Below are 25,786 nucleotides of genomic sequence, written 5' to 3' on the forward strand. Positions count from 1 at the left end.
CCGGGCGTCACAGGGAATGCCGCCGGCAGGCGGCACGATGACCGTAGGCCGCAGCCCGGACACCGGCCGGCGCAGGCCCGGGGATGGGACTGCGAAGAAGGGCTTCGACAAGGCTCAGCCCGAACGGGACTGTGGCCAGGGCCGCGATGGATTGCGGGTCAAGCCCGCAATGACAAGTCGGCAGAGTCCGGCAACCGCACAGTAAACGTCGTCCCCTCCCCCGCCGCACTGCGGACATCGATCGTGCCGCCGTGCACCTCCACCGCGTTGCGCACGATGGCCAGGCCCAGGCCGGTGCCGGGGATGGCGCCGACATTGCTGGCACGGTGGAAGGACTCGAACAAATGCGGCACCTCGTCGGCCGGGATGCCGATGCCCTGGTCAGCCACTTGGAAGACCGTGTCCTGGCCTACGCGGCGCAAGGTGAAGCGCACGGTTGTGCCATTGGGTGAGTACTTGATGGCGTTGGACAGCAGGTTGCCGAAGATGTGGCGCAGCAGCTTCTCGTCGTAGGCGCCGGTACCGACCTCCGGTGCGATCTCCAGCGCCACCTCGTTGGCGGCGCCGGGCTGCTGCACTTTTGCCTCTTCCACCAGCTGCCGGCACAGGGCCGGCAGGTCCAACTGCTGCGGCGCGAACTCCAGCATCTGCGCATCGGCGCGGCCCAGCAGCAGCACGCGGTCCATCATGCGCGACATGCGCTGCACGCCGGCGGCGATGCCGTCCAGAATCTCGTTGCGCTCGGCCTGGGGCAGGCGGTCGCCGTAGTGGCGCAGCAGCTCCTCGGCCGACAGGATGGCCGCCAGCGGCGTGCGGAACTCGTGGCTGGTCATGGCGACGAAACGGGTGCGCAAGGTGTTCAGCGCCTGTTGCTGCTCCAGCGCCTCTTGCGTCTCCTCTTGCGACTTCTTGCGCTCGCTGATGTCCAGAAAGGTCCAGATCACGCCCGAATCGGGGTCGTTGGGACGCAGGCAGCTGCCGCCCATCTCCACCCAGAACAGCTCGCCATTGCGGCGCTTTAATTGGCGCTCGCAGACATAGGAGCCGGTTTCGATCAACGCCGCCCTGGCCTCGCGGCCGAAGGCTTCCCAGAGCTCTTCGCTCGGATGGATGTGGCGCGAGGTCTGGCCGATCAGCACCTGGCGCGGATAGCCCAGCATCTGGGCAAACTTCTCGTTGACCCACTCATGGGTGCGCGCCACCGACAGCACGATGCCCACCAGGGCGCTGTTCAAGATGGCCTCGCGCTCGGACGAGGTGCGCAGCAGCTGCGCCTCCAGTTCCTTGCGCTCTGTGATGTTCATGATCACCCACACCGTGCCCTGCGCCATGTCACCCGGGTTGACCGCCTTGCCCGACAAGGAGACCCAGATGCGCGTGCCGTCGAACTGTGTCATCTGCAATTCGGTCTCGTAGGCCCGGCCTTTGGCCACGCAGGCCGCCACCTCGCCGCCCACCCGCAGGTACTCGTCCCGCGACAGGTAGAACTGCTCCATCGAGGTGACGGTCTCGCCGCCCGAGCCAAAGATGTCGTGCATGGCCTTGTTGGCCCAGCGGAAGCGCCCGCCCGGCGTCAGGAAGGCGATGCCGACGATGGAGGTCTCCAGGATGAGCTCGCGCTCGTTGAGCACGGTCTTCAGGCGCGCCTGCGACTCGCGCAACGCCTCCACCATGGCGTGCTCGGCGGCAATGCGCACCTGGGCCCGGTCCTGGAAGCGCTGGCCCACGTCGATGCGGTTGGCCAGGGCAAACGACAGCAGCACCATCTCCAGCGCCGAGCCGATCAGCAGCGAATTCGACGTCAGCGGGTTCGACGGCAGCAGGCCGGTGTTGTGCAGGAACAGGGTCAGCACACCGGCCAGCAGCAGGGCCCAGGCCAGCAGGAAGTAGCGCGCGCCGGCGTAGCCGCGGCTGACGCTGAGCACGCCGGTGGCGATCAGCGTCGCCACGCAGACCACGGCCAGCACCGTCACCATCCAGCTGGACCAGACATAGGGCAAGGCCAGGGCGGCGGCCAGCGCCAGCAGCCAGCCGGCCACCTGGGCCTGCAGGATGCGGTCGACCGCCGGCATGCGGGCCGCGCTGCGCAAAAAACTGCGCGCGAACAGCATGCCGAACACGGCGGCCACCGCCATGCCGGCCGGCGGCGAGACGCTGTTCCACCACGGCTGGTCCGGCCACAGGAACTGGTTGCCCAGCCCGGTCAGCGCCGCCTGCGCGATCGCCATGCTGCCGACAAAGAACACGTAGATCAGGTAGGCCTGGTCGCGCAGCGAGACATACAGCAGCAGGTTGTATAGCAGCAACCCCACCAGCAGGCCGAAGTACAGGCTCAGCGCCGCGTAGCTGGCCTGGTCGTGGCGCCATAGCGCGGCGCTTTGCCACAGGGTGGCGGGGACGGTCAAGGTGCCCTGTGAGGCCACGCGCAGGTACAGCGTGGTGGCGGCGCCAGGCACCAGTTGCAGCGGCAGCACGTGGTTGCGGTGGGCGATGGCGCGGCTGGCAAAGGGCAGCTGGTCGCCGGCCTGCTGGCGCTGGTAATGGCCAGAGGCATCGGGCGCCCACAGCGCGATGTGGTCGAGCGGCGGGAAGTCGATCTCCAGCAGCCAGTCGCCAGGGCTGGCGCGCTCCAGGTCCAGCGTGACGCGCAGCCAGATGGCCGAACTGGTCAGGCCGAAGTTGGCACCGGGGCCGGCCAGCGGCACCCGCTGGAACTGGTGCTGCAGGCGCTGCACATCCTCCAGCTGCAGCTGCCCGCTCTTGTCTTCGTAAAAATCGAAGCTGCGCGACAGCGGGTAGCGCTCCTGCGTGCCCACGGCCAGCACGCCGGCGCCGCCCAGCGCAGGCAGCAGCGCCGCCCACAGCGCGAGGGCCCGGGCCAGGCAGCGCAGCACGCGCCCCATCAGGCCCGCTCCACCACCGGCCGGCCGGCCTGCACCGCAAAGCGTGCCAGCGTCTCGATGCCCGAGCGCGGCTGGCCCACGTCGCCCACCACCCGCAGCGTCGTCGTCAGCTGCTGGGGCGTGAACTCCGCCACGCCGTAGCCGCGGTGCTGGGCATCGGCAAAGACGAAGTGCGGGTTCTCGGCCAGGCGCTCGGCCGTGCGCGGCTTGGCCGCCGGCCGCGAGCTGATGCTGGTGCCGCAGAACTCCACACCCAGGCTGGCGCTGTCGGGCCTGTCGTAGTCGGCCTTCACATGGCCGACCCAGTTCTCATGCACGTCGCCGCCCAGCAGCACGGCATCCTTGACCTTGTGGCGCCGCAGTGAATCGGCCAGCCGGCCGCGGGCCGCGCTGTAGCCGTCCCAACCGTCGTTCCACAGCGACTGGCCGGGGCCGGGCAGGGCGTCGCGCTGGCCGAACAGGGTCTGCTGGCCGATCACCGCCCAGCCCTGCGCTGTGGCCAGGCCCTGGTCCAGCCAGCGCTCCTGCGCCGCGCCCAGCATGCTGCGGGCCGGATCATTCCATGCGGCGCAGCTGGCCGGGTCCAGATGGCCCGAGCCCGGCTTGCCGCCCGGCGTGCAGACCTGGTGGTCCTTGTACTGGCGCGCGTCCAGCAGATGCAGCGTGGCCAGGCTGCCGTAGCGCAGCTGGGTGTAGATACGCATCTGCGCGCCGGCGGCCAGGCCTTCGACGGCGCGCGTGAGCACAGATGCGCGCAGCGGCATGTGCTCGTAGTACGCCTGGTAGGCGGCGGCGCGGCGCGCGGCGAAGCCGGCCCCCGGCTCCGGCCCGCTGTTGCCGTGGGCCAGGCCGGCGTAATCGTTTTGCACCTCGTGGTCGTCCCAGGTCAGCAACCAGGGGCAGGCGGCGTGCATGGCCTGCAGGCCGGCGTCACTGCGGTACAAGGCGTGGCGGGCGCGATAGCCCCCCAGGTCGCGCACCCAACCGCCAGGGGGCACCCGCACCGGGTTGGCCGAGGTCGCGTATTCGTAGATGTAGTCGCCCAGGAAGAGCACGGCGTCCAGGTTCTCCTCGCGCATGTGCTCCCAGGCCGTGAAGTAGCCATGCTCCCAGCGCTGGCAGGAGGCATAGCCCAGGCGCAGGCTGCGCACCGCCGCACCGGGCGCGGGGATGGTGTGGGTGCGGCCGGTGGCGCTGACGGCATCACCGCTGGTGAATCGGTAGAAGTACCAGCGGTCCGGCTCCAGCCCCGTCACCTCCGCGTGCACGCTGTGCGCCAGCCCCGGCTGGGCCAGCGCTTCGCCGCGCTGCACGATGCGGGCAAAGCCCTCGTCGTGGGCCACTTCCCAATGCACCGGCACGCTCTGCGCGCCCAGACTGTCGCCGGTGAGCGGCAACAGGCGGGTCCAGAGCACGACACCATCGGGGGCCGGCGAACCGCTGGCCACGCCCAGGCTGAAGGGGTTGGCGGCCCAGCGGTGCTGGGCCCAGGCACTGCGCGGCAGCCACAGCGCCGCCGTGGCCGCTGCGGCCAGCTGCAGCAGCCGGCGGCGGTCGGAAAAGGCAGGGGCGGCCATGTGCGGCCGACTATAGCAAGCTGTTTTTTCAGGCTGCAGCTTCGGCCCGCAGCCAGCGCGCGAAGTCCTGCGCGTCGGCATTGGCTGCACCGCGCTCGCTCAGCCTCACGTAGTAACCGCGCTGCGATGCCGCGCCGCCGCCAAAGGGCGCGACCAGGCGGCCGCTGCGCAACAGCTCGGCCAGCAGCGGCAGGCGGCCGATGGCCACGCCCTGCCCCTCCATCGCCGCGGCGATGGCATCGGCGTACTGGGTGAAGCGCACGGTGTTCTTCATGCGCAGCCCGGACAGGCCCATCACCTGGGTCCAGGGCTCCCAGTCCACCGTCAGCGCCATGCCCTGCGGCATGTCCACCGCCAGCAAGGTGTGCCTGGCCAGGTCGGCTGGCTTTTGCAGTGGGTTGTCGCGGCTGGCGGCCAGCGCCGGCGCGCACACCGGCAGCAGCGACTCCTCGAACAGCGGCGCGCCGCCGCCATCGGCGATCGGGCAAAAGCGCACGGCCAGGTCGACCTGGCTGCGCTCCAGGTCCAGCAGTTCCACCGTGGCCGAGATGCGCACGTCCACCGCCGGGTGGGCGGCGGTGAAGCGCACCAGGCGCGGGATCAGCCACAGCGAGGCAAAGCCCGGCGTGCAGGTCATGGACACCTGGCGCAAGGCGCTGCTGGCGCGCACCCGCGCCGTCGCATCACGCAGCCGCTCCAGGCAGTCGGTGACGGCACGCTGCATCAAGCGGCCGGCCTCGGTCAGCTCCAGCGCGCGGTGGCGCCGCTCGAACAGCGGCACGCCGAGGCTGGCCTCGACCTGCTGGATCTGCCGGCTGACGGCCGACTGGGTCAGGAACATTTCCTGCGCCGCCAGCGTGAAGCTCAGATGCCGCGCCGCCGCCTCGAAGCTGCGCAGCAGGTCCAGCGGCGGCAGCTCGGCACGCGCGATGGCGGCGGTCTGTTCCTGGAAGGCTTTGACATTCCCGGGATGCATGCAATCGATTCCAAATCAGCGTTTGAGACAAGGAGCGCCGCTGACTATATTCATTCCCATTGCGAATGCAAGGAGGCTTGCCATGGATGCTTTGAATGCCTTGTCCCCGACCGGGCTGCCGCTGGCGCGGCGCGCCCTTTACAGCCTGCCCGACGCAGCCGGCCTGCGCATCAGCTGCCTTGCCGGCAGCCTGTGGATCACGCTGGACGACGACCCGCGCGACATCGTGCTGGAGGCCGGCCGGAGCCTGGACGTCGACGCGCACCGGCGCGCCATCGTCTATGCCCTGGAAGCTTCGCAGTTGCGCGTCGCGCCTCAGGCGACAGAGGTGCGCACGGCCTGTGAGCGCGCGCGCAACAGCAGGAAGACCACGATGGCCATGTTCAGCAGGTTCCAGGCGATGCCGTTGAGAAAGGCCGCGCGGTAAGAGCCGGTCAGGTCGAACACCACGCCCGACATCCAGCCGCCCAGGGCCATGCCGAACATCGTTGCCATCAGCACCGTGCCGACACGCGCGCCGGCTTCGCGCGGCGAGAAATACTCGCGCACGATCAGCGCATAGGACGGCACGATGCCGCCCTGGAACAGGCCAAACAGCCCTGCCACCACGTAGAGCGAGGCCAGGCCGTCGAACGGCAGGAACAGCAGCAGGGCCACGCCCTGCAAGGCCGATCCCAGCAGCAGCGTGCGCAGGCCGCCGATGCGGTCGGAGATCCAGCCCGAGACCAGGCGGCTGACCACACCCATCGCCAGCATCAGCGACAGCATCTGGGCGCCGCGCGCCGCGCCGAAACCCAGGTCGCCGCAATAGGCCACGATGTGGACTTGCGGCATGGACATGGCCACGCAGCAGGCCACGCCGGCCACACACAGCAGGGCTTGCGCCGTGCCGGGCTGCAGGCCCAGCAGGCGCTGGGTCGAGGGCTGGTCCGCCGCAGCCGCCACCGTGGCAGGAAGCTGCTGCGGCGGCGGGCGGCGCCGCAACCAGAGCGACAAGGGCAGCATGCTGACCATGCAGAACACACCCATGCCTATGTAGGTCTGGCGCCAGCCCACGCTGTCGATGAAGTGCTGCATCACCGGCGGCCAGACGGCGCCGGCGGCGTAGTTGCCGCTCATGCAGATGGCCAGAGCGATGCCGCGCCGGCGGTCGAACCATTGCGAGGTGTCGGCCACCAGCGGCGCAAAGGTGGCCGAGGTGCCCAGCAGGCCGATCAACAGGCCCTGGGCAATGCAGAACCACCAGAGGCTGGGCGCCAGGCCGGCGACTATGAAGCCGGCACCCAGGCCCAGCGCGCCGACAGCCACCGGCACGATGACGCCAAAGCGGTCGGCCAGCCGGCCCATCAGGATGCCGCCCAGGCCGAAGCCCACCATGGTCAGCGTGTAAGGCAGGGAGGCGTCGCCGCGGGCCACCGCGAAGTCGGCCTGGATGCGCGGCAGGACCACGGTCACTGAATACATGCCGGCGCCGCCGATGGTCATCAGCAGCAGGGACACGGCCAGCCGCAGCCAGGCGTAAGGGGATTCGATGTCCTGGACGGTAGAGCTGCGGGCCATCGACCGATTGGACACGATCCGGCCAGGAGCGCCCGCCTGCACCGCTCCAGAAGAGGGCTAGGGCTTTCCATACTGCCACGCAGGGCCGGTCTGGCATAAGGTGCGGCACCGTCGACTCAGGGGGAGACAACAATGAAGACAAGAATTTCGCTGGCGGCCACGGCCGCGCTGTGGGCCGCTCTGCTGTGCGTGCCTGTCGTGCACGCCGCGCAGATCGTGGTCGGCCAGGTCGCACCACTGTCGGGCCTGGACGCCAACCAGGGCCGGGCCTATGCCGCCGGCATGCAGCTGGTGTTCAACAACGTCAACAAGGCCGGCGGCGTCAGCGGCCATACCTTCAACCTGGTGAGCAAGGACGACGGTGGCCGCGTGGATGACACGGTGAGCGTCACCAGGCAGTTGCTGGCCGACAGCAAGCCCATGGTGCTGGCCGGCTTTTTCGGCAGCCGCAACATCTCCGAGCTGGTGGCCGCCGGCCTGCTGGAGAAAGAAAAGATCACCCTGGTGGGTTACCGCAGCGGCGAGATCCGGCCCGAGACAGCAATGCTGTACAACGTGCGCGCCGGCCTGCGCGACGAGATCAACAAGCTGACCGAGCACCTGGCCACCATCGGCATCACCCGCCTGGGCCTGCTCTACGAGGAAGGCGCCGGCAGTGCGGCCCTGCTGGCCGCGGCCGATGAGGCGACCAAGAAGGCGCGCGCCGGCATCGTCGCCAAGGCCTCCTACCCGGCCGGCACAGCCCGTGTCTCGCCGGCGGTGGAGCTGTTCCTGAGGACGCCGCCGCAGGCCATCATCATGGTCGCCAGCGGCGCGGCGGCGGCCGGCTTCATCGAGCAGTACCGCGCCGCCGGCGGCGCCGCCCAGCTGTTCGCCCATTCGGGCGCCGACATCGAGCAGCTGTCCAAACGGCTCGCCGAGGAGCAGATGCAGGGCGTGGCCATCGCCCAGGTCACGCCCAGCCCCTACAAGATCGCAGGCCGCCTGGCCAAGGAGTTCAGCGACACGGTGGCCAAGACGCCCAACCTGGAGGTGCCGGTCAGCTACGCCATGATGGAGGGCTACATCGCCGCCAAGGTCATCGTCGAGGCCGTGCGCCGCCAGGGCGCCAAGCCCTCGCGCGAAGGCATGGCCGGCACGCTGGATGCCATGGACAGCTATGACCTGGGCGGCTACGTGGTCGGCTTCAAGCCGGGCATGCGCACAGGCTCCAAGTTCGTCGAGCTGTCCATCATCAGCGGCAACGGCAAGATCCGCCAATAGACACGAAGGCCATTCACGCCTGCCAGACGCCGTAGCCGGCCTTGCGCAGCGCGATGCCCAGCTCCACCTCCATGCTGCGCGCCTCGTCGTAGGCCATGGGGTTGTAGCGCTCGTACAGGGCCGGCAGCAGGCGCAGGCCATGCTCGCGCACATAGGTGTTGGCCTGGATGCCGGCCTTGTGCTTGTCGAAGCGCAGATCGGGATCGAGCCCCGTCATGCCGACATAGACAAAGGGCTTGCCCAGCTGGTAGTCGGGATTGGCATTGCGAAAGCGCGCCTTGTTCCAGACCGGGTCGGCCAGTTCGACGACATAGACGTGGTAGTGGGCCTTGCGGCTGCGCGGGACCATGGGCGGCGATTGTGGCAGGCATGGCGTGCTACCTACAGGGTCGCGGGCGGCGCTCCCACCCCGCGCGGCGCGCATCCCGCCTAAGATGGACCTCCAGCCACCAGCACCCAAGGACGCCCATGCCCACCAGCGCCAAGCCCCGGCACTTCTCCATGCTGCGGGACTTCCATCTGGCCGACTTCTTCACCCTGGGCAATGCCGCCTGCGGCGTCGGCTCCGTGCTGTTCGCCATGCTCTACATGCAAGGCCAGCAGCTGGCGCACTTTTATGCCGCCGCCGCGCTCGCGCCTCTGGCCTTCTTCTTCGACGTGCTGGACGGCCGCATCGCGCGGGCCCGGCACCAGCATTCGGCGCTGGGCAGGGAGCTCGATTCGCTGGCCGACATCATCTCCTTCGGCGTGGCGCCGGCCGCCCTGGCCTTTGCCGCCGGCATGCAAGGCGGCTGGGACGCCATCGTGCTGGGCTACTTCGTCTGCTGCGGCGTGAGCCGGCTGGCGCGCTTCAACGTGACGGCGGAAAGCCTGTCGGCCGGCGCCGACAAGGTGAAGTATTTCGAAGGCACGCCCATCCCGACCAGCGTGGCGCTGGTGGCCGTGCTGGCCTGGGCCGCCTGGCAAGGCCAGGTGGGTGCGCAACTCTATGGCGGCGCCTTACAGCTCGGCCCCTGGCAGCTCCATCCCTTTGTGCTGCTGTTCGCCCTGTCAGGCAGCCTGATGATCAGCAAGACCATCCGGATTCCAAAAATCTAGCTGCGTTGCAGCTGGCTCTGCGTCCAGCGGACAATGTCGGCGGCACCCATGGCGCCGGCCTGGCGCGCCACCTCCCGGCCCCCGACGAACAGGGCCAGCGTCGGGATGCTGCGGATGTTGAAGCGCGCGCCCAGTTGCTGCACGGCTTCGGTATCGACCTTGGCCAGGCGGACGGCGGGCTCCAGTTGCGCTGCGGCCTGCTCGAAGCCCGGCGCCATCTGCCGGCAGGGTCCGCACCAGGGCGCCCAGAAATCCACCAGCACCGGGATCTGGTTGCGGTTGATGTGGCGATCGAAACTGGCTTCATCGAGCGCGGTGGAATGGCCGCTGAACAGCGCCTTGTGGCAACTGCCGCAGTCCGGCGCGCTGGCCATCTGGGCCCGGCGCACGCGGTTGGTGGTGTGGCAGTGCGGGCACACCACGTGCAATGCTTCATTGTTGGAGTCCATCGCCAGCACATAAGGCCGCCAGCGGCCTATTGCAAGTTGCGCAAGCTCGGCAAGCCGGGGCCGCCTCAGGCGCCGGGCTGGGTCGGCTGGAAGTCGGGTTGTTCGGGCGGCGGCGGTGGCGGCATCGCGGGCTGGCGCAGGGCGGCATCGCGGATCGCAAACAGGGCCTGCAGGTCCTGGGCCATGTCGTCGTCCTGCGGGTCCTGTGTATCGGGCGCCAGCACATTGGACGCCATCGCCACGGCGCCGTCAGATGCGGCCGCGCCGACGGCCGGCATGCCGGGCCAGTCCGCAGCAGCGGCCGAACCAGCACCCTCGAATTGCCAGGACAGGCTGAACAGCCAGTCGGCGGCGCGCGGCTCGAAGCGGCGCAGCGCATCCATGAAGCTGCTCTGGAAGGCCGGAACATAGGTCAGCAGACTGTCCTGGCCGTTGCGCACGATCAGGGTCACATGCAGGCCGGACAGCGAACTCTTGCTGATCACCGACAGGATGCGGCAATCGATCCAGTCGGACGGGATGCTGTGCTGGCGCATGGTGTCGCGCAGCACCACCTGCACCAGCTCGCGCCGGGGCGCGTTCTTGGTGCTCTGCTCCGTGGTGTTCTCGCTGTCGTGAAACTGCGACGACATGGGCGCAGTGTTCTGCGCCGTGCGGTCGCCGCTGAAGATCTTCTTGAACAGGCCCATGCGCGGCATTATGGCCACAGCCGGGCAGGATGGCGCAAGCGAGGTATCCTCCCGGGTCCCGCGCATGCACACCAACCGCCTCGCCCCCTCCAAAGAAGAGATCGCCCTGCTCCAGCCGTTTGACCGGCTGGGACTGGACCGCATCGAGCTGGTGTCGACCGGCACGCAGGCGGCACGGGCCTTCGACGCCCTCGCGGCGGCCACGGTCTGGGGCTTCGACACCGAGTCCAAACCCACCTTCGTCAAGGACGAGGTGTCCGAGGGCCCGCACGTGCTGCAGCTGGCGACGCTGGACAAGGCCTGGGTGATCCAGCTGCACGACAGCGCCTGCCGCGAGGCCGCCGCCGCCCTGTTGGCCCTGCCCGGCGTGACCAAGGCCGGCTTCGGCCTGGGCGACGACCGCAAGCGCATCCTGGCCAAGCTGGGCGTGGACCCGCCCGGCGTGCTGGACCTGAACCATGTGTTCCGCGAACAGGGCTGGCGCAAGGACATGGGCGTCAAGGCCGCGGTCGCCGTGCTGTTCAACCAGCGCTTCACCAAGTCCAAGAAGGCCGGCACCTCCAACTGGGCCAACCCGCGCCTGACCGAGGCGCAACTGGTCTACGCCGGCAACGATGCCTGGGCGGCGCTGCGCGTGCACCAGGCGCTGGGCCTGCCGTGCAGCTGACACCCTGGCGCGTCGCCGCCGCCGGCATGCTGGCCCTGGCCGTGGCCATGGGCATAGGCCGCTTCGCCTTCACACCCTTGCTGCCCATGATGCTGGCCGACAGCGTGATCGACCTCGCGGCCGCCAGCTGGCTGGCCAGCGCCAATTACCTGGGCTACCTGGTAGGCGCCCTGCTGTGCACCTTCCAGCCCTGGATCTGGCAGAAACTGGGCCGCAGCACCGCCGTGCGCAACACCGTGCTGGTGCGCATCGGTCTGGCCGCCACCGTGGGGCTGACGCTGGGCATGTCCTTGCACCTGCCCGCCGCCTGGCCCCTGCTGCGCTTTGCGGCCGGCGTGGCCAGCGCCCTGGTCTTCGTCTATGTGTCGGGTTGGTGCCTGGGAACGCTGGCGCGCATGGGCCTGCCGGCCATGGGCGCGGTGATCTACACCGGCCCGGGCGCCGGCATCGTGCTGTCGGGCCTGGCCGCCAGTGGCATGGTCGCCCTGCACTGGCAGGCCGCCGCCGGCTGGCTGGTGTTCGGCGTGCTCGCCGCCATCCTCACCGCCGTGCTCTGGCCGACCGTCAGTCCGCGCCATGAGTTGCCCGCTGCCGCGCCAGCCGCTGCCGCCCAGGCAGGCCAGGGCGCCGGCCCTGGCCATGGCGGCATGGAGATCGCGCTGCTGTCCCTGGCCTATGGCCTGGCCGGTTTCGGCTACATCATCACCGCCACCTTTTTGCCGGTGATTGCGCGCCAGGCCCTGCCCGGTTCGCACTGGCTGGACCTGTTCTGGCCCATCTTCGGCCTGGGTGTGATCGCCGGCGCGCTGATCGCCTCGCGCATCCGCACCCGGCTGGACCTGCGCTGGCTGCTGGCCATCTGCTACGTCGTCCAGGCCGTGGGCGTGGCGTCCAGCCTGGTCAGCCCCAGCCTGGCGGGCTTTGCCGCCGGCAGCCTGCTGCTGGGACTGCCTTTCACCGCCATCACCTTCTTTGCCATGCAGGAGGCCAGGCGCCTGCGGCCGTTGGGCGCCTCCAGCCTGATGGGCGGCCTCACGGCACTGTATGGCCTGGGCCAGATCGTCGGGCCGCCCCTGGCCACCGGCCTCTTGCACCGCAACCCGGCCCAGGGCTTCGGCCTGTCGCTGGAGATCGCGGCGGGTTCGCTGGTCTTGGGCGCCCTGCTCTATGCGGCGATGACGCGGCTCTACCCGGTCCAGCAGCCAGGCTAGTTCAGTTCTTCAGCAGGTGGAAGTTCAGCAACCGGGTGGCGATCACGGTCTCCACCAGGAAGCACAGCAAAGCCAGCAGAAAGCAGCCCACGCCGCACAGAAAGCCGGCGACGGCCAGCTTGTTGCCCTGGAAGTCGGTGGTCTCGCCCAGGAACAAAAAGATGATGGTCAGGCCGATCAGGAAGGCGCACAGCGTGAGCAGCGCGATGCAGCCGTTGGCGATGCGCCCGCGCAGCCGCAGCTCGCCCAGTTCGGTGTAGGCGCGCGCCAGGAATTCATTGTCCTGGCTGGCACGGGCCTGGTTTTCCACCGCCCGGGCGCGGTCGATGATGCGCGCCAGCCGGCCGGCGACGGCGCCGATCATGCCGGACACGGCAGTGAGCAGGAAGACGGGAGCGACAGCGAGCTGGATGCCGTGGGTGACGGCGCTGGGATCGATCGGTAAGGGCATCGGCCGATTAAACCTGAAGCCGGAACTGCATCCGTGTGCCGGCCAGTTCCATGACGTCGTTGTCGGCCAGTTGCATCGGATCGTCGGAGATAGCCTGGCCGTTGAGGGTGGGCCGCTGTGTGCCGTCCATGCAGGCCACGAAAAAACCGGTGCGCCGGTGCGACACCGCGACCACGGCAACGCCCGGCTTGCCAAAGGTGGTGACGGCCTTGAGCACCGGCACTTCCAGGCCGGCGGACGTGCCGCTGAGCACCTGGAAGCTCGCGTGCAGCGGCGCGGCGGCGGTCGTCAGCGGTGCGTTGTCGGAGTCCTGCCGGAAGGCCGTGGTCTCGCCAAAGCCGCTGGGCTCCTCGGAGGCGGCCAGGTACTGGATGCGGAAGCTGCCGATGGCGATCAGGTCGCCGTCGTGCAGCTGCTGGCGCTTGATCTTGTGGTTGTTGACGAAGGTGCCGTTGGTACTGCCCAGGTCCTCGATGAAGACATCGGCCAGGCCCTGCAGCTCGAAGGCGCAATGCTGGCCGCTGACGGTCATGTTCTCCAGGATGATGTCGTTGCCCGGCTTTCGGCCCAACGTCGTGCGGTCTTTGTGCAGGAACACATGCTTGATCTCCACACCTTCGACTGTGGCGATGAGCTGGGGCATGGCAGGCCTTTCGGGCAGGGGGGGCGAATTCCATCCTAGTGTGCGCCCCGGGCGCTGGCAAGCTAAGCTTGCCGGATGATTCCGTTTTCTGTCCTTGACCTCGCCCCCATCACCGAGGGCAGCAGCCCCTCGCAATCCTTCGCCAACACCGTGGAACTGGCCCAGCAAGCCGAGCGCCTGGGCTACAGCCGCTACTGGCTGGCCGAGCACCACGGCATGCCCGGCATCGCCAGCGCCGCCACCTCCGTCCTGATCGGCCATGTGGCTGGCGCAACAAAGTCCATCCGGGTGGGCGCCGGCGGCATCATGCTGCCCAATCACTCGCCCCTGGTGATCGCCGAACAGTTCGGCACGCTGGAAGCGCTCTACCCCGGCCGCATCGACCTGGGCCTGGGCCGCGCGCCGGGCTCCGACCAGGCCACTGCCCATGCGCTGCGCCGCAACCTCATGTCGGACGCCGATGAATTTCCGCGCGACGTGATGGAGCTGATGGACTTCATGTCAGATGCGCCGCGCCAGAGCGTGCGCGCAGTGCCGGGACTGGGCGCCAAGGTGCCGGTGTGGATCCTGGGCTCCAGCCTGTTTGGCGCCCAGTTGGCGGCCCACCTGGGCCTGCCCTTTGCCTTTGCCTCGCACTTCGCGCCGCAGCAGATGCTGCAGGCCATCGACATCTACCGCACGACCTTCAAGCCTTCGGCGCAGCTGCAAGAGTCGTATGTGATGCTGGGCTTCAACGTCTTCGCCGCCGACACCGATGAAGAGGCAGCGTACCGCGCCACCTCCTGGCAACAGGCCTTTGTCAACCTGCGCAGCGGCCGGCCGGGACGGCTGCCACCGCCGGTGCGCGGCTACTTCGAGAACGTGGGCCCGGGTGAGCGCGCCCTGCTGCAGACCGTGCTGTCCTGCGCCGCCATCGGCGCGCCGGCAACGGCCAAAGGGCAGATAGAGGCCTTCATCGAGCGCACCGGCGCCGATGAGCTGATGATCACCTCCAACATGTTCGAACACGCCGCGCGGCTGCGCTCCTACGAGATCACCGCGCAGCTGCGCTCGCTCTGAACCCGGACCAGGGCGTGGCTCAGCCGCGCACCACGCTGGCCAGGTCCAGCGCGCCCGTGCCCCACAGGCCGATCAGCACATGCGACAGGCTCACCCCCAGCAGCGAGCGCTGGCGGTGGTAGAGCCAGCCCCAGAACAGGCCGGGCGCGAAGACCGCCAGCGCATAGCCCAGGCCCAGGTGCTGGTGGCTCAGCGAGAAGATGGCGTTGGCCACCAGGATGGCGCGCAAGGGGGCAAAGCGGCCGGTCAGCATCTTGTGCAGGCTGCCCTGCAGCATGCCGCGGGCGATGAACTCCTGCATGGGTGTGAGCAGCGCGTACAGCGCATAGGCCAGCAGCGTGGCCGCCAGGCCGTCAGGCGAGACCCAGGGCTGGATCAGGCCCAGGTGCGCATAGCCCGGAGCCCACTGCAGCAAGGCCGCCTTGGCCAAGGTGATGGCGACGCAAAACAGCGCTGTCCAGGCCAGGCTGTCGGCGAGCACCCATTGCCAGCGCCGCAGGCTCAAGCCGAAGGTGGCCGCGGTGAAGCCGCTGGCGCGCGCGATCCAGGCCGCACCGAGGGTCATCAGCAGCAGCAGGGCCGAGGTGGTGATGGTGCTGGAGCCGCCGCTGGCGGCGAACTGGCGCAGCAGGCCCAGGGCCGAGATGTAGATGAACAGCATCAGGATGACGTTGCTGAACAGGTTGCCAAAGGCCACCCGCATGCGGAACTCCTCGATGCGCTCCCGGATGGAGTCGGCCGCCACTGCGCTGGTGCTGGCCAGGCGCTCGCCCAGCACGCCCATCTGCTCGCGTGCCGACAAGGCCAGCAGGTCGGCACCGGAGCCGGCCTGCAATTGGCGCAGCGCATCGACCGACAGCGACCACACGACGGCAGGCTCGCGCGCCACCACCGAGCTGGAACGCGGTGCCCCGCTCAGGACGCCCATCTCGCCGAAGTAGCCACCGGGCTCCACGCCGCCGAGCTGCGCGCCGTCGCCCTTGAGGACCTGCACCCGGCCGGCCGCCAGCAGGCAGATGCGGTCCGAGGCCTCGCCCTCGCGCAGGATGAAGTCCCCCACCGCGTGCTCGGCCCGCGTGAGCAGCGGCGCCAGCCGCTCCACCAGATCCGGTGCGATGCCCTGCAGGAAGCGGTTGCCCCGCCAGTCCTGCGGGCCCAGCGCCTGCGCCTGTCCATTCATCGCGTGCCTCTCCTGTAAGATCGCCGCGCATCTTATCGGCTGTTCCACCTGCACATCCAAGGCGCCCCTTCGAGGCGCCCTTCCCCACCCCCATGAGCCTTCGCGTCCACGACGATGTCGCCCGCCAATACAACTCCGACGACGGCATCATCGCCGCCAAGAACCAGGCGGTCCTGGAAGGCCTGAAGCAGCGCTTCGGACCACGCGCAGCGGCGCTGCGTGTGGCCGACCTGGGCGTGGGCGACGGCGCACAATTGCAGATGCTCACCACCCTGGCTTGTCCGCTGGCCATGACCGGCCTGGACGTCTCGCCCGCCATGCTGCGGCTGGCGGCCCAGCGCGTGCCGCTGACGGCCGTGCTGGCACCGGCGCAGGACGCTGCTGCCCACCTGCCGCACGGCGCCTTCGACCTGGTGCTGGCCCATTTCGTCCTGGCCTATGTGCAGCCGCGCGATTTGCTCGCGCAGGTGCGCCAGTTGCTGGCGCCAGCCGGCGTGCTGTCGCTGGCCACCACGGTGACCGAAGGCGGCGCGCCCTTCTACGCAGCGCTGGAGAGCACCTTCCGCCACAGCTGGAACCCCTTGCGGCGCGCCATCGCCTGGGCCGCCGACCGCGCCCTGGCGCGCTCCCACATGCCGGCCGACTTCCAGGCGCTGGAGGCCGAGCTGCAGGCCAGCGGCCTGCGCTGCCTGGCGCGACGCACCCTGCGCATGCCGGTGCGCTTTGACACGCCCGACGAGGCCTACCGCTTCGGCATTGAGGAAGGCTGGGCGGTCAACATCCTGGCCGTGCCGGGCGTGCCGCTGGGCGCGGCCAAGTGGCTGGCCCGCTACGGCCTGCGCCAGTGCAGCTATCCTTTTGAGGTGACCCAAGTCATCGAGATCCTCGAAGTGGGAGCAGCCTGATGCGCCTGTTTTCCACCATCGCGCGCCTGAGCCTGCGGCTGGCGGGCTGGCGCATCGTCGGCGAAGCCCCCGATGCGCCGCGCTATGTGCTGATTGCCGCGCCGCACACCAGCAACCATGACTTCCCGCTGATGATGCTGTTCGCCATCTCCCTGGGCATCTGGCCGGCCTGGGTCGGCAAGCACACCTTGTTCAAGCCGCCGCTGGGCTGGCTGATGCGGCTGCTGGGCGGCATCCCGGTGGACAGGCGCGCGCCCGGCGGCATGGTGGAGCAGCTGGCCCAGCGCTTCGCGCAGCAGGAGCGGCTGGTGCTGGTGATGCCGCCCGAAGGATCGCGCGGTAAACGCCAGCACTGGAAGAGCGGCTTCTACCATGTGGCGCGCAGCGCCGGCGTGCCCATCGCCACGAGCTACCTGGACTACACGCGCAAGCAAGGCGGCATCGGCCCGCTGCTGGTGCCCAGTGAGGACTTGCGCGCCGACATGGACGCTCTGCGCGCCTTCTACGCGGACAAGCAGGGCCGCCATCCCGAGCGCCAGGGGCCGATCCGCCTGGCCGCCGAGGACGAGGGCGAGGACGAAGCCGCGGACTGATCAGCCCGGCCGCGGCTCGACGCGCCGCGCCAGGGCCAGCGAGAACGCGGCCCAGGCAGCGCCGAAGATCCAGCCGGCCAGCACGTCGCTGAGCCAGTGCACGCCCAGCGCCACGCGGCTGGCGCCCACCAGCAAGGCCATCAGGATGGCCAGGCCCATGATGAACCAGCGCTCCCGGGCCCGCCCGTGCGTGCGCGCCACCAGAGCGCCCAGGGTCAGGAAGACCACGGCCGACATGCTGGCGTGGCCGCTGGGAAAGCTGAACCCCGTCTCGACGAAATGCGCCAGCTTCGAGTCCGGCCGCAGCCTTGTGAAGCCGCCCTTGAGCAGCTGGACGGCAAGCGAGGCCGCCAGGATGGACAGCCCGACCACCAGCGCCGTCCTGCGCCTGCGGGTCAGCGCCAGGTAGGCACAGCTGCCCACCGTCAGCAGCGTCAGGCCGACGGTGCTGCCGAAGCCGCTCAAGTCGCGCATGATCTCGGCCAGCCGGGGATGGCTGGCGCGCGCCGCATGGGCCATCTGCGCCAGAGTGAAGTCGAAACTCTCCTGGGCGCTGGCCGGTGCGCGGTCGGCCAGCAGCAGGAAAACCAGGGCCAGGGCGCTCAGGCCCAGAGCGGCCAGCAGGAAGGAAGCAACTGAGCGGTCGCGCAGGGACAAAAGCATGCTCAGAGTTTGTCACAGCGCAGCGCGCAGGCCAGCGCGCGGCGGCGTATGCTGCATCTGTCTGTTGCCAAGGAGAGCCCATGCCGTCACGCCTGACCGCGCAGGACTTCGACCAGGAAGTTCTCATCCTCTTCGACGCCTATGTCCACGGCAGCCTGGACCGGCGCGGCTTCCTGAACCAGGCGCAGAAGTACGCCAAGGCCGGCGTGACGGCGGCCGGCCTGCTGGCCGCGCTCAGCCCCGACTTCGCCGCCGGCCAGCAGGTGCCCAAGGACGATCCGCGCCTGAAGACCGAATGGCTGACTTACGGCTCGGCCAACGGCACGGGCAGCGTCAAGGGCTATCTGGCGCGGCCGGCCAGCGCCGGCGCCAACAAGCTGCCGGTGGTGCTGGTGGTGCACGAGAACCGCGGCCTGAACCCCCACATCGAGGACATCACGCGGCGCCTGGCGCTCGATGGCTTCATGGCCTTTGCCCCAGACGCGCTGACGCCGCTGGGCGGCTACCCCGGCAACGAGGACAAGGCCCGCGAGGAGTTCGCCAAGCTCGACCAGGCCAAGGCGCGCGAGGACTTCGTCGCCGCCGCCGGCTGGCTGCTGGCGCGCAGCGACGGCAACGGCAAGCTGGGCGTGGTGGGCTTTTGCTACGGCGGCGGCATCGCCCACATGCTGGCCACGCGCCTGCCCAACCTGGCCGCGGCCGTGCCCTTCTACGGCAACTCGCCCGCGCCGGAAGAGGCGGCCAAGGTCAAGGCGCCGCTGCTGGTGCAACTGGCGGCGGTGGACGAGCGCATCAACGCCGCCTGGCCGGCCTATGAGGCGGCGCTCAAGGCCGCTGGCGTGAAGTACAGCATGCACCAGTACGCCGGCACCCAGCACGGCTTCAACAACGACACCACGCCTCGCTACGACGCGGCAGCCGCCAAGCTGGCCTGGGAACGCACCGTCGCGTTCTTCAGGCAGAACCTGGCCTGAGCGCCCCGCCATGGCTGCCTTCAAGGCCTCCACAAAGAACCTGGCAGCCTTGTTGCTCGCGGCCGCCCTGCTGGCCTGGGGCCTGTTTGCCGGCAGCGCGCAGGCCGAGAAGGCCGTGCGCCTGGCGCCGCCGCAGTTCGACCCGCCGGCCGCGGCGGGCCCACTGCAGACGGCGGTCTTCGCCGGCGGCTGCTTCTGGGGCGTCCAGGCCGTGTTCCAGCACACGCAAGGCGTTGTCAGCGCGGTCTCCGGTTACGCCGGCGGCGACAAGCAAAGCGCCAGCTACGAGGCCATCGGCAGCGGCCGCACCGGCCATGCCGAGGCGGTGCAGGTCACCTACGATCCCGCGCGTGTGTCCTACGGCAAGCTGCTGCAGGTGTACTTCTCCGTGGTGCACGACCCGACCCAGCTCAATCGCCAAGGCCCGGACACCGGCCCCCAATACCGCTCGGCCCTGTTCTATAGCAACGCAGCGCAGCAAGACACCGCCATCCGCTACATCGCCCAGCTCGATGCGGCCCGCAGCTTCCCGGCGCCCATCGTCACCCAATTGACCCCGCTGCCGGCCTTCTACCCGGCCGAGGCCTACCACCAGGACTACGCCACCCTGCATCCCGAGTCGTCCTACATCGCCCGCTTCGACCTGCCCAAGATCGCCAACCTCAAGAGCTTCCTGCCCGAGGTCTGGCGCGAGCAGCCTGTGTTGGTGGGGGACAAGGGCAAGGGTTGAGGCGGTGCCTCGCAGCGGCCGGTGCTCGGGCTGCGCAGGCCAGGGCGGATGCCGGCCGGCGCAGGCAACGGAACGCCAAGCGCTGTTCCGTCTCCCGCTTGCTTCAAGAACCAGCTGTCGTCGCGCGGGGCAGTGTGACGGTGAATGTGGCCCCGCCGCCGGGATTGGCAAAGGCAACGATGGCCCCGCCGTGGGCGCTGACGATGGAATGCGTGACCGTCAGGCCGATGCCCAGGCCATGCGACTTGGTCGTCACGAAGGGCTGGTAGAGCGTGTCCAGGATGTCCGGCGACAAGCCCGTTCCGCTGTCGCACACCGAAATCTCGACCTCGGTCGCCTCGATCACACTTGCGATCGTGATGCGGCGCGTGGTCCGTGGTATCTCGGTCAGCGCGTCGATCGCATTGCGGACCAGGTTGAGAAACACCTGCTGCAAGAGTACCGGGTCGCCGTCGGTGACGCAGGGGACCTGCGACAGGTCAAGGCTGACCTCGATCTTGTGCTTGCGCATGTCATGGGCAACCAGGGCCAGGCTGTCGCCGATCACGCTGTGGAGGTCGACCTGTGTTTTTTGCAGCTCGCGGCCGCGCAGCATCACGCGGTGGCGCTCGAAGATCTGGATCGCGGCAACGGCGCCGGCCTGGATGTCGGCCAGGATCTCCAGCGTTTCCTCGGGCGTCGCCTTGCGGTTTGCGACCATCCGCTGCAGCGCATCGGCGTTGTGCCGCACCGCGCTGAGCGGCTGCGCGAGTTCATGCCCCATCGAGGCCGTCAGCGCCGACATGGTTTCGCGGCGGTTGGCATCGGCCGCGAGCGTCAGGTTGTGCCGGCTCTCGCTCTCGGCGCGATGGCGTGCGCGGCGCTCGTACAGCAATCGCCCGATCAGCAGCGACTGCAGGAGCAGCACGCCGATCGAGACGAGGATGGCGGCCTCGTATTCACTCCACAGGCTCGGGCCGCGGAAGCGCACCTCGCTGCCCGGCGGCAGCCGGCTCTCGGGGATGTCCCAGCGCTGCAACTCGCGCCAATCGAAGACCGGGTGGCCCGGCAACTGCGGCGGCGGCCTGAGGCTGCTGGGCGGCTCGCCATTGAGGATGCGGGTGGCAATGTCGGCCGTGTTGCGCGAAAGCTCGTCGATGGAAATCATGGTCCCGCCGACGATCCCGTGTCCCAGGAAGGGCCGCAGCGCCCCGAAAATCGGGGCGTTGGCCGAAGCGTGGAGGTCGGCAAGCACCTGTGCGTCCGCGTAGGCTCCGCCCTGCACGTCGGAGCCGAAGGTCAGATAGAAGATGGCGGAGTTCTTGGGCAGGTTGGCGACGCGCCGCTGGATGTCCTGCAGGGTCAGTTCGTCGGACCAGACGAAGGTCAGGCGCCCGGCGTGGCGCGCGAACCCAGGCTCGAGTTCGCGGCGCCAGAAGTTGCCCAGGGCGCCGGATCCGATCACCATGAAAATCTGCCGGGTCTCGGGCAGAACCCGCAGGATGTCGTCGACCAGGCGGGGGAAATCGTTGACGACCGTCACAGCGCTCTCGTTGTCGCCAAGCGCCGCACCGCGCAGGTAGCGCTGGTCCACCGAAGCCAGCAGCAACGGCGCCGTGGGAAACAGCTGCTGTGCGTTCCTGCGTGCGAACACGGCGGCTGGGCCGCCGACCGTCATGACCAGGTCCGGGGCCGGACGGCCGGCGTAGACGGAGCGGATGTAGTCGATGACGGCCTGGTCCGGCGCGCGCACGAAGCCGCTCGCGCCCACCACCACCTCGACGACGTTGACGGGCTTGTCGACGCGCTGGTCCAGGCCGGCGCGCAAGTTGCCGGTGAAGCGGTCCAGCGGCAGGTTGCCGCGTTCCAGCGACTGCAGCACCAGCACCTGCTTGACCGTGGGTCGGGGCTGGGGCTGGGCCTGGCCTGGCGCCGCAACGAGCAGGAGCGAGGCCACCAGCCAGGCGCACCATAGGCGCTTGCGGATCAATCTGGACACCGATTTCCTTGTGAAGGGGCGCCCAGCATGGTTTTGTCCCCTGGCGCCCGAACGTTTGTCCCGTTATAAATTTTCCCGCCAGACCCGGCAAGCAAAAGACGGCTGCGTGTGCGGTGGCGCCACACAAACCCGAGACAGGTCACGCCCGGGACCGCTAAACGACGATCTCGTAGTCGGCATCGCCCATGTAGCGGTGCGTGCCAAAGGCCGCGGTGACGGCGGCGGTCTCGGCGGCCTGCCATTGGCCGAAGATGGCTTTCTCGGCCTCGCTGAGGTTGTCCAGGTCGGGTTGCTCGCCCCAGGTGCCGACGATGCGGCGGTAGGCCAGGTAGACCGGCGCCACCATCTCGGCGTCGCCCAGCGTCTGTTCCAGCGCGTCGCAAAAGCGCTGCTGCGCTTCGCGCTTGTCTGCGTCGGAAACGTCAACGCCGTAAAGCTTGAGTGTGTAGGTCATCGGTACTCTCAGCCGCCCGCGCGCTTGACCTTGTGGCCCTGCGCCTGCAGCAGTTCCACCAGCTTGTCGCAGTGGTCGCCCTGCACTTCGATGATGCCGTCCTTGACCGTGCCGCCCGAGCCGCAGGCGGCCTTGAGCTTCTTGCCCAGTTCGTTCAGTTTCACTTCATCCAGCGCCAGGCCCTTGACCAGGGTGACGGCCTTGCCGCCGCGGCCCTTGGTCTCGCGCGAGACGCGCACGATGCCGTCGGCCGAGGGCGCCACCGGCTGCGGCGCCCGCTTGCAGTTGCACTGCGCCATGGCCTTGCGACAGACCGGGCACATGCGGCCGGCGTCGGTGGAATACACCAGGCCGCCCGCACCTTTGCTCTTCATCATGCCGCCAGGCCTTTCACGCGCGGGTGCAGCGGGTAAGACGGGTCGGTGAAGCCGGGGGTGGACGGATGGCCGGGCGCGACAAAGGAGTCGACCAGGGCCTCGTCCTCGGGCGTGAGCTGGCAGTCCAACGCCGGCAGGTAGTCCTCCCACTGCTTGAGGGTGCGCGGGCCGGCGATCACCGAGCTCACCGCGCTGTTGGCCAGCACCCAGGCGGTGGCGAACTGGGCCAGGGTGAAACCCCTGGCCTGGGCGTGGGCCTGCAGCTTCTGGGCGATCACCAGCGATTCCTCCCGGATCTCGGTCTCGGCGATGCGCTTGTCGCCGCGGCCGGCGCGGGTGTCGGCCGAGGGCGCCTGGCCGGGCGCGTACTTGCCGGTGAGCACGCCGCGGGCGATCGGGCTGTAGGGCGTGACGCCGATGCCGTGATGCGCGCAGGCCGGCAGGATCTCCACCTCGGGCATGCGATTGAGCAGGTTGTAGTAAGGCTGGCAGACCACGGGGCCGGGCATGCCCAGCTGCGCGGCGATGCGCACGCACTCGGCAATGCGCCAGCCGCGGAAGTTCGACAGGCCCCAGGCCCGGATCTGGCCGGCGCGCAGCATGGCGTCCAGGGCGCGCAGCGGCTCCTCCAGGTCCATGCCGTTGTAGTCGCGATGCATGTAGAGGATGTCCACATGGTCGGTGCGCAGGCGCTGCAGGCTCTGGCCGATCTCGCGCAGCATCCAGCTGCGCGAATAGTGGGCCTCGTTGACCCGGTCCGACATCTTGTTGCCCAGCTTGGTCGCCAGCACCCAGTCATGGCGCCGACCGGCCAGCAACTCGCCCAGCATGGTTTCCGAGGCGCCGGTGGTGTAGACGTCGGCCGTGTCGATGTAATTGACCCCATGGGCCTGGGCGTGGTCGACGATGGCGCGGGCCTCTTCGATGGCGGTCTGGTCGCCGAACATCATGGTGCCCAGGCACAGGGCCGACACCTTCAGGTTGCTTTTGCCGAGCTGGCGGTATTGCATGGAAGAAATCTCCTCGAGGGGCCGCAGCTTAGCGCCTTGCGGCCGGTCCCGCCGCTACACTGGCCCATTCCCCCCGGTTCCCCCCATGTCCTTCCCCTCGCTCGGCCTCTCCCCCTCCCTTGTCCAGGCCGCCACCGGCCTGGGTTTCGCCACGCCCACGCCCATCCAGGCGGCGGCCATCCCCGCCATCCTGCGCGGCGCCGACCTGCTGGCCACGGCCCAGACCGGCTCGGGCAAGACCGCCGCCTTCGCCCTGCCCCTGCTCCAGCAACTGCAGGAGGACCACCACGCGCCCAAGAGTCTGCGCGCCCTGGTGCTGGTGCCCACGCGCGAGCTGGCGGCCCAGGTGGGCGAGGTGCTGCGTGGCCTGGCGAAAGGGCTGGAACAAGGCCTGGCCCGCCAGCCCAAGATCGCCATCGTCTTCGGCGGCGTCTCCATCAACCCGCAGATGATGGCCCTGCGCGGCGGCGCCGACGTGGTCGTGGCAACGCCCGGCCGCCTGCTCGATCTGGTGGAGCACAACGCCCTGCGCCTGTCCTCGGTCGGCCTGCTGGTGCTGGACGAGGCCGACCGCCTGCTGGACCTGGGCTTTGCCGAGGAGCTGCAGCGCGTGCTGGCCCTGCTGCCGGCGCGCCGGCAGAACCTGTTCTTCTCGGCCACCTTCCCCGCCGAAGTGCAAGCCCTGGCTGACGGCCTGCTGCGCTCCCCCGAGCGGGTGGACATCGCCGACGCGCCCGCCACCACGCCCGACATCACGCAGCGCGCCATCCAGGTCGACGAGAGGCGCCGCACCGAGCTGCTGCGCAAGCTGCTGGCCGATGAAGGCTGGAGCCGCGTGCTGGTCTTCGTCGCCAGCAAGTACGCGGCCGAGCACGTGGCCTGGAAGCTGCACAAGCAGGGCGTGTTCGCCACGCCCTTCCACGGCGGCCTGAGCCAGGGCGCACGCACCAAGGTGCTGGCCGACTTCAAGGAAGGCGGCTGGGACGTGGTGGTCACCACCGACCTGGCGGCGCGCGGCATCGACATCGCCCAGCTGCCGGTGGTGGTCAACTACGACCTGCCGCGCTCGCCGGTGGACTACGTGCACCGCATCGGCCGCACCGGCCGCGCCGGCGAGGCCGGCCTGGCCGTCAGCTTCGTCACGCCGGCCGCCGAGGCCCACTTCCAGCTGATCGAAAAGCGCCAGGGCGCCAGCGTGGCGCGCGAGCAGCTCGCCGGCTTCGAGCCGCAAGACAGCGTGCCCGCCGACCTTGCCACTGCGCCCGGGACGGGCGGCATCAAGGGCAAGCGGCCCAGCAAGAAAGACAAGCTGCGTGCCGCAGCAACCGCCGCAGGAGTGAAGTGATGGCAAGACCGAACGAATGGGCCAACAAGGTGCTGGCCCTGTGCAAGGGCGGCAACACCAGCGCGGCCATCGCCCAGATCAAGGTGGCACCCAGCGCCAAGGACCTCAATGCCTTGCGGACCCTGGTCGTGACCGGCAAGCTGGTGGGACGCTGGCGCGATGTGGACATCGCCATCGAAGAGAACATGGCCTTGCTGGCGGCGCCGCGCCTGCACCGCTCGCCCTGATCCTTCTTTCAAGGAAAATCGGCACCCAGACCCCGGCGGATGGGCCTCAGACGCTATCGATTCAATAGCGGCTGGAGGTCGGCGGCGCGCCGCAGGGCTGGGTAGGGATTGACCGGCGTGCCCTTCCACCACTGGGGCTGCGCCCCCATGCGAAACACCGCAAAGTGCAGGTGCGGTGCATTGGCGGCGGCGTTGCCTGTGCTGCCCACATAACCGACCAGGTCGCCGCGCTTGAGCAACATGCCCTCCTTCAGGCCTGGCGCATAGCGGTCCAGGTGGGCGTAGTAGTAGGCCAGCTTGTTCTGCGGGTCGAACTGGTAGAGCGTCAGTCCGCCCGGCACGCTGGTGAACAGCTTGACCAGGGTGCCGTCGTCCACCGCCAGCACCGGCGTGCCGCGCGCCGCCAGGATGTCGATGGCCTCGTGGGCGCCGCCGCCGCGGCCCTGGCCGTAGGTGTCGCTCAGATCGCCCGCCACCATGCCCTGCACCGGTAGCAGCAGGCTGCGCGCCGCCAGCAAGGCATCGCCGTCGGTGGCCGGCGCAGCGTCCGCGGCCATGGGCGGCGCCTGCGCAATGACGGCAGGCTGGCCGGGCGCCGCCATGGGTGCGGGCGGCATGGCCGCCGGTGCGTCCGGTGCCTGGGCGCCAGCCGGCGGCACGGGCGGGGCCTGGACCGCTGCGGTCGGCACCGTGGCCGGCAAGGCGTTCGGACCGCTGACCACCGCGGTGCGCACAGGCTCACGCTCGCAGGCCTGCAAGGCCAGCAGCGCCAGCAGGGCGCAGGTCCAGGCAGCGCGCCGCATG

28 protein-coding genes are annotated in these 25,786 nt (G+C 69.4%); 12 read left to right on the top strand and 16 right to left on the bottom strand.

Going from position 1 to position 25,786, the window contains the following annotated elements; all coding sequences use genetic code 11:
* Window positions 1-158 precede the first annotated feature (158 nt).
* From Q0632_RS15765 to Q0632_RS15775, 3 genes are read right to left on the bottom strand one after another with little or no spacing between them, the layout of a single operon-like run.
* Complete coding sequence (locus Q0632_RS15765) at window positions 159-2,903, bottom strand: 7TM diverse intracellular signaling domain-containing protein (protein WP_298931905.1); 2,745 nt, start codon at window positions 2,901-2,903, stop codon at window positions 159-161.
* Window positions 2,903-4,480 carry an alkaline phosphatase D family protein gene (locus tag Q0632_RS15770; protein WP_298931907.1) on the bottom strand — a complete coding sequence of 526 codons (1,578 nt, stop codon included), beginning with the start codon at window positions 4,478-4,480 and terminating at the stop codon, window positions 2,903-2,905. Before Q0632_RS15770 ends, Q0632_RS15765 begins: the two co-directional genes overlap by 1 nt.
* Before the next feature lie 28 nt (window positions 4,481-4,508).
* Window positions 4,509-5,456 carry a LysR substrate-binding domain-containing protein gene (locus Q0632_RS15775; RefSeq protein WP_298931908.1) on the bottom strand — a complete coding sequence of 316 codons (948 nt, stop codon included), beginning with the start codon at window positions 5,454-5,456 and terminating at the stop codon, window positions 4,509-4,511.
* A gap of 82 nt (window positions 5,457-5,538) precedes the next feature.
* On the opposite strand from Q0632_RS15775, the gene Q0632_RS15780 reads away from it, so the two are divergent.
* Window positions 5,539-5,883, top strand: a complete 345-nt coding sequence (locus Q0632_RS15780; protein ID WP_298931910.1) for a DUF2917 domain-containing protein — start codon at window positions 5,539-5,541, stop codon at window positions 5,881-5,883.
* Here Q0632_RS15780 and Q0632_RS15785 read toward each other — a convergent pair.
* The gene (locus Q0632_RS15785) at window positions 5,772-7,016 is read right to left on the bottom strand and encodes an MFS transporter (RefSeq protein ID WP_298931912.1); all 1,245 of its coding nucleotides are present in this window, start codon (window positions 7,014-7,016) and stop codon (window positions 5,772-5,774) included. The two genes, Q0632_RS15780 and Q0632_RS15785, sit on opposite strands and share 112 nt — an antisense overlap.
* Window positions 7,017-7,148: 132 nt before the next feature.
* Between Q0632_RS15785 and Q0632_RS15790 the strand changes: the two genes are divergently transcribed.
* Window positions 7,149-8,279, top strand: a complete 1,131-nt coding sequence (locus Q0632_RS15790) for an ABC transporter substrate-binding protein (RefSeq protein WP_298931914.1) — start codon at window positions 7,149-7,151, stop codon at window positions 8,277-8,279.
* 13 nt (window positions 8,280-8,292) lie between these two features.
* Here the strand turns inward: Q0632_RS15790 and Q0632_RS15795 are convergent, their stop codons facing one another.
* The gene (locus Q0632_RS15795; protein ID WP_298931915.1) at window positions 8,293-8,628 is read right to left on the bottom strand and encodes a hypothetical protein; all 336 of its coding nucleotides are present in this window, start codon (window positions 8,626-8,628) and stop codon (window positions 8,293-8,295) included.
* 119 nt (window positions 8,629-8,747) lie between these two features.
* Between Q0632_RS15795 and Q0632_RS15800 the strand changes: the two genes are divergently transcribed.
* Window positions 8,748-9,377, top strand: a complete 630-nt coding sequence (locus tag Q0632_RS15800) for a CDP-alcohol phosphatidyltransferase family protein (RefSeq protein ID WP_298931917.1) — start codon at window positions 8,748-8,750, stop codon at window positions 9,375-9,377.
* Here the strand turns inward: Q0632_RS15800 and trxC are convergent.
* Window positions 9,374-9,826, bottom strand: coding sequence for a thioredoxin TrxC (gene trxC / locus Q0632_RS15805; RefSeq protein WP_298931919.1), 453 nt, complete (start codon window positions 9,824-9,826; stop codon window positions 9,374-9,376). The genes Q0632_RS15800 and trxC overlap by 4 nt on opposite strands.
* Before the next feature lie 65 nt (window positions 9,827-9,891).
* Window positions 9,892-10,515, bottom strand: coding sequence for a hypothetical protein (locus Q0632_RS15810; RefSeq protein ID WP_298931920.1), 624 nt, complete (start codon window positions 10,513-10,515; stop codon window positions 9,892-9,894).
* Window positions 10,516-10,579: 64 nt separating this feature from the next.
* Between Q0632_RS15810 and Q0632_RS15815 the strand changes: the two genes are divergently transcribed.
* Together Q0632_RS15815 and Q0632_RS15820 are read left to right on the top strand one after the other, a co-directional pair.
* A complete protein-coding gene (locus Q0632_RS15815; protein ID WP_298931922.1) occupies window positions 10,580-11,182 on the top strand; it encodes a 3'-5' exonuclease in 603 nt (200 codons plus the stop codon).
* 26 nt (window positions 11,183-11,208) lie between these two features.
* The gene (locus Q0632_RS15820; protein ID WP_298932016.1) at window positions 11,209-12,393 is read left to right on the top strand and encodes a YbfB/YjiJ family MFS transporter; all 1,185 of its coding nucleotides are present in this window, start codon (window positions 11,209-11,211) and stop codon (window positions 12,391-12,393) included.
* A 1-nt stretch (window position 12,394) separates the two neighbouring features.
* On the opposite strand, the gene Q0632_RS15825 is transcribed toward Q0632_RS15820, so the two are convergent.
* Window positions 12,395-12,844 (bottom strand): DUF2721 domain-containing protein, encoded by a 450-nt coding sequence (locus Q0632_RS15825; RefSeq protein WP_298931924.1) that lies wholly within the window; start codon window positions 12,842-12,844, stop codon window positions 12,395-12,397.
* A 7-nt stretch (window positions 12,845-12,851) separates the two neighbouring features.
* Window positions 12,852-13,487, bottom strand: coding sequence for an FHA domain-containing protein (locus tag Q0632_RS15830; protein WP_298931926.1), 636 nt, complete (start codon window positions 13,485-13,487; stop codon window positions 12,852-12,854).
* A gap of 75 nt (window positions 13,488-13,562) precedes the next feature.
* Between Q0632_RS15830 and Q0632_RS15835 the strand changes: the two genes are divergently transcribed.
* The gene (locus tag Q0632_RS15835) at window positions 13,563-14,546 is read left to right on the top strand and encodes an LLM class flavin-dependent oxidoreductase (RefSeq protein ID WP_298931928.1); all 984 of its coding nucleotides are present in this window, start codon (window positions 13,563-13,565) and stop codon (window positions 14,544-14,546) included.
* 19 nt (window positions 14,547-14,565) lie between these two features.
* On the opposite strand, the gene Q0632_RS15840 is transcribed toward Q0632_RS15835, so the two are convergent.
* The gene (locus Q0632_RS15840; protein ID WP_298931930.1) at window positions 14,566-15,726 is read right to left on the bottom strand and encodes a cyclic nucleotide-binding domain-containing protein; all 1,161 of its coding nucleotides are present in this window, start codon (window positions 15,724-15,726) and stop codon (window positions 14,566-14,568) included.
* A gap of 92 nt (window positions 15,727-15,818) precedes the next feature.
* On the opposite strand from Q0632_RS15840, the gene Q0632_RS15845 reads away from it, so the two are divergent.
* Together Q0632_RS15845 and Q0632_RS15850 are read left to right on the top strand one after the other, a co-directional pair.
* Window positions 15,819-16,631, top strand: coding sequence for a trans-aconitate 2-methyltransferase (locus tag Q0632_RS15845; RefSeq protein WP_298931932.1), 813 nt, complete (start codon window positions 15,819-15,821; stop codon window positions 16,629-16,631).
* Window positions 16,631-17,224 (top strand): lysophospholipid acyltransferase family protein, encoded by a 594-nt coding sequence (locus Q0632_RS15850; protein ID WP_298931934.1) that lies wholly within the window; start codon window positions 16,631-16,633, stop codon window positions 17,222-17,224. Before Q0632_RS15845 ends, Q0632_RS15850 begins: the two co-directional genes overlap by 1 nt.
* Here Q0632_RS15850 and Q0632_RS15855 read toward each other — a convergent pair whose 3' ends face one another.
* Window positions 17,225-17,887, bottom strand: coding sequence for a phosphatase PAP2 family protein (locus Q0632_RS15855; protein WP_298931936.1), 663 nt, complete (start codon window positions 17,885-17,887; stop codon window positions 17,225-17,227).
* An 80-nt stretch (window positions 17,888-17,967) separates the two neighbouring features.
* Between Q0632_RS15855 and Q0632_RS15860 the strand changes: the two genes are divergently transcribed.
* Both Q0632_RS15860 and msrA read left to right on the top strand, forming a co-directional pair.
* Complete coding sequence (locus tag Q0632_RS15860) at window positions 17,968-18,861, top strand: dienelactone hydrolase family protein (protein ID WP_298931938.1); 894 nt, start codon at window positions 17,968-17,970, stop codon at window positions 18,859-18,861.
* Window positions 18,862-18,871: 10 nt separating this feature from the next.
* Entirely contained in the window at window positions 18,872-19,591 is a 720-nt protein-coding gene (gene msrA, locus Q0632_RS15865; protein ID WP_298931940.1) for a peptide-methionine (S)-S-oxide reductase MsrA, read from the top strand.
* Window positions 19,592-19,694: 103 nt separating this feature from the next.
* Here msrA and Q0632_RS15870 read toward each other — a convergent pair whose 3' ends face one another.
* The 4 genes from Q0632_RS15870 to Q0632_RS15885 all read right to left on the bottom strand — a co-directional run bounded on the left by Q0632_RS15870 (window position 19,695) and on the right by Q0632_RS15885 (window position 23,410).
* Window positions 19,695-21,569: an ATP-binding protein gene (locus Q0632_RS15870; protein WP_298931942.1), complete on the bottom strand. Its 1,875-nt coding sequence runs from the start codon at window positions 21,567-21,569 to the stop codon at window positions 19,695-19,697.
* Window positions 21,570-21,723: 154 nt separating this feature from the next.
* Entirely contained in the window at window positions 21,724-22,023 is a 300-nt protein-coding gene (locus Q0632_RS15875; RefSeq protein WP_298931944.1) for a hypothetical protein, read from the bottom strand.
* An 8-nt stretch (window positions 22,024-22,031) separates the two neighbouring features.
* Entirely contained in the window at window positions 22,032-22,397 is a 366-nt protein-coding gene (locus tag Q0632_RS15880) for a translation initiation factor Sui1 (protein ID WP_298932018.1), read from the bottom strand.
* Window positions 22,397-23,410 (bottom strand): aldo/keto reductase, encoded by a 1,014-nt coding sequence (locus tag Q0632_RS15885; protein WP_298931946.1) that lies wholly within the window; start codon window positions 23,408-23,410, stop codon window positions 22,397-22,399. Before Q0632_RS15885 ends, Q0632_RS15880 begins: the two co-directional genes overlap by 1 nt.
* Before the next feature lie 85 nt (window positions 23,411-23,495).
* On the opposite strand from Q0632_RS15885, the gene Q0632_RS15890 reads away from it, so the two are divergent.
* Together Q0632_RS15890 and Q0632_RS15895 are read left to right on the top strand one after the other, a co-directional pair.
* On the top strand, window positions 23,496-24,755 hold the full coding sequence (locus tag Q0632_RS15890; RefSeq protein WP_298931948.1) for a DEAD/DEAH box helicase: 1,260 nt from the start codon (window positions 23,496-23,498) through the stop codon (window positions 24,753-24,755).
* The gene (locus tag Q0632_RS15895) at window positions 24,755-24,982 is read left to right on the top strand and encodes a hypothetical protein (RefSeq protein WP_298931950.1); all 228 of its coding nucleotides are present in this window, start codon (window positions 24,755-24,757) and stop codon (window positions 24,980-24,982) included. Before Q0632_RS15890 ends, Q0632_RS15895 begins: the two co-directional genes overlap by 1 nt.
* Before the next feature lie 53 nt (window positions 24,983-25,035).
* Here the strand turns inward: Q0632_RS15895 and Q0632_RS15900 are convergent, their stop codons facing one another.
* Window positions 25,036-25,785, bottom strand: a complete 750-nt coding sequence (locus Q0632_RS15900) for a M23 family metallopeptidase (RefSeq protein ID WP_298931952.1) — start codon at window positions 25,783-25,785, stop codon at window positions 25,036-25,038.
* Between the last annotated feature and the right edge of the window lies 1 nt (window position 25,786).

This window comes from uncultured Ramlibacter sp., assembly GCF_936925435.1.
Classification (GTDB): domain Bacteria; phylum Pseudomonadota; class Gammaproteobacteria; order Burkholderiales; family Burkholderiaceae_C; genus Ramlibacter.

Coding starts and splice junctions, on each gene's coding strand:
- Q0632_RS15840 (WP_298931930.1), bottom strand. CDS start 15,726: ATGAATGGACAGGCGCAGGCGCTGGGCCCGCAGGACTGGCGGGGCAAC.
- Q0632_RS15835 (WP_298931928.1), top strand. CDS start 13,563: ATGATTCCGTTTTCTGTCCTTGACCTCGCCCCCATCACCGAGGGCAGC.
- Q0632_RS15875 (WP_298931944.1), bottom strand. CDS start 22,023: ATGACCTACACACTCAAGCTTTACGGCGTTGACGTTTCCGACGCAGAC.
- Q0632_RS15785 (WP_298931912.1), bottom strand. CDS start 7,016: ATGGCCCGCAGCTCTACCGTCCAGGACATCGAATCCCCTTACGCCTGG.
- Q0632_RS15900 (WP_298931952.1), bottom strand. CDS start 25,785: ATGCGGCGCGCTGCCTGGACCTGCGCCCTGCTGGCGCTGCTGGCCTTG.
- Q0632_RS15845 (WP_298931932.1), top strand. CDS start 15,819: ATGAGCCTTCGCGTCCACGACGATGTCGCCCGCCAATACAACTCCGAC.
- Q0632_RS15820 (WP_298932016.1), top strand. CDS start 11,209: ATGCTGGCCCTGGCCGTGGCCATGGGCATAGGCCGCTTCGCCTTCACA.
- trxC (WP_298931919.1), bottom strand. CDS start 9,826: ATGGACTCCAACAATGAAGCATTGCACGTGGTGTGCCCGCACTGCCAC.
- Q0632_RS15830 (WP_298931926.1), bottom strand. CDS start 13,487: ATGCCCCAGCTCATCGCCACAGTCGAAGGTGTGGAGATCAAGCATGTG.
- Q0632_RS15895 (WP_298931950.1), top strand. CDS start 24,755: ATGGCAAGACCGAACGAATGGGCCAACAAGGTGCTGGCCCTGTGCAAG.
- Q0632_RS15800 (WP_298931917.1), top strand. CDS start 8,748: ATGCCCACCAGCGCCAAGCCCCGGCACTTCTCCATGCTGCGGGACTTC.
- Q0632_RS15775 (WP_298931908.1), bottom strand. CDS start 5,456: ATGCATCCCGGGAATGTCAAAGCCTTCCAGGAACAGACCGCCGCCATC.
- Q0632_RS15880 (WP_298932018.1), bottom strand. CDS start 22,397: ATGAAGAGCAAAGGTGCGGGCGGCCTGGTGTATTCCACCGACGCCGGC.
- Q0632_RS15855 (WP_298931936.1), bottom strand. CDS start 17,887: ATGCTTTTGTCCCTGCGCGACCGCTCAGTTGCTTCCTTCCTGCTGGCC.
- Q0632_RS15765 (WP_298931905.1), bottom strand. CDS start 2,903: ATGGGGCGCGTGCTGCGCTGCCTGGCCCGGGCCCTCGCGCTGTGGGCG.
- Q0632_RS15810 (WP_298931920.1), bottom strand. CDS start 10,515: ATGGGCCTGTTCAAGAAGATCTTCAGCGGCGACCGCACGGCGCAGAAC.
- Q0632_RS15825 (WP_298931924.1), bottom strand. CDS start 12,844: ATGCCCTTACCGATCGATCCCAGCGCCGTCACCCACGGCATCCAGCTC.
- Q0632_RS15780 (WP_298931910.1), top strand. CDS start 5,539: ATGGATGCTTTGAATGCCTTGTCCCCGACCGGGCTGCCGCTGGCGCGG.
- Q0632_RS15795 (WP_298931915.1), bottom strand. CDS start 8,628: ATGGTCCCGCGCAGCCGCAAGGCCCACTACCACGTCTATGTCGTCGAA.
- Q0632_RS15790 (WP_298931914.1), top strand. CDS start 7,149: ATGAAGACAAGAATTTCGCTGGCGGCCACGGCCGCGCTGTGGGCCGCT.
- Q0632_RS15860 (WP_298931938.1), top strand. CDS start 17,968: ATGCCGTCACGCCTGACCGCGCAGGACTTCGACCAGGAAGTTCTCATC.
- Q0632_RS15890 (WP_298931948.1), top strand. CDS start 23,496: ATGTCCTTCCCCTCGCTCGGCCTCTCCCCCTCCCTTGTCCAGGCCGCC.
- Q0632_RS15850 (WP_298931934.1), top strand. CDS start 16,631: ATGCGCCTGTTTTCCACCATCGCGCGCCTGAGCCTGCGGCTGGCGGGC.
- msrA (WP_298931940.1), top strand. CDS start 18,872: ATGGCTGCCTTCAAGGCCTCCACAAAGAACCTGGCAGCCTTGTTGCTC.
- Q0632_RS15770 (WP_298931907.1), bottom strand. CDS start 4,480: ATGGCCGCCCCTGCCTTTTCCGACCGCCGCCGGCTGCTGCAGCTGGCC.
- Q0632_RS15885 (WP_298931946.1), bottom strand. CDS start 23,410: ATGCAATACCGCCAGCTCGGCAAAAGCAACCTGAAGGTGTCGGCCCTG.
- Q0632_RS15815 (WP_298931922.1), top strand. CDS start 10,580: ATGCACACCAACCGCCTCGCCCCCTCCAAAGAAGAGATCGCCCTGCTC.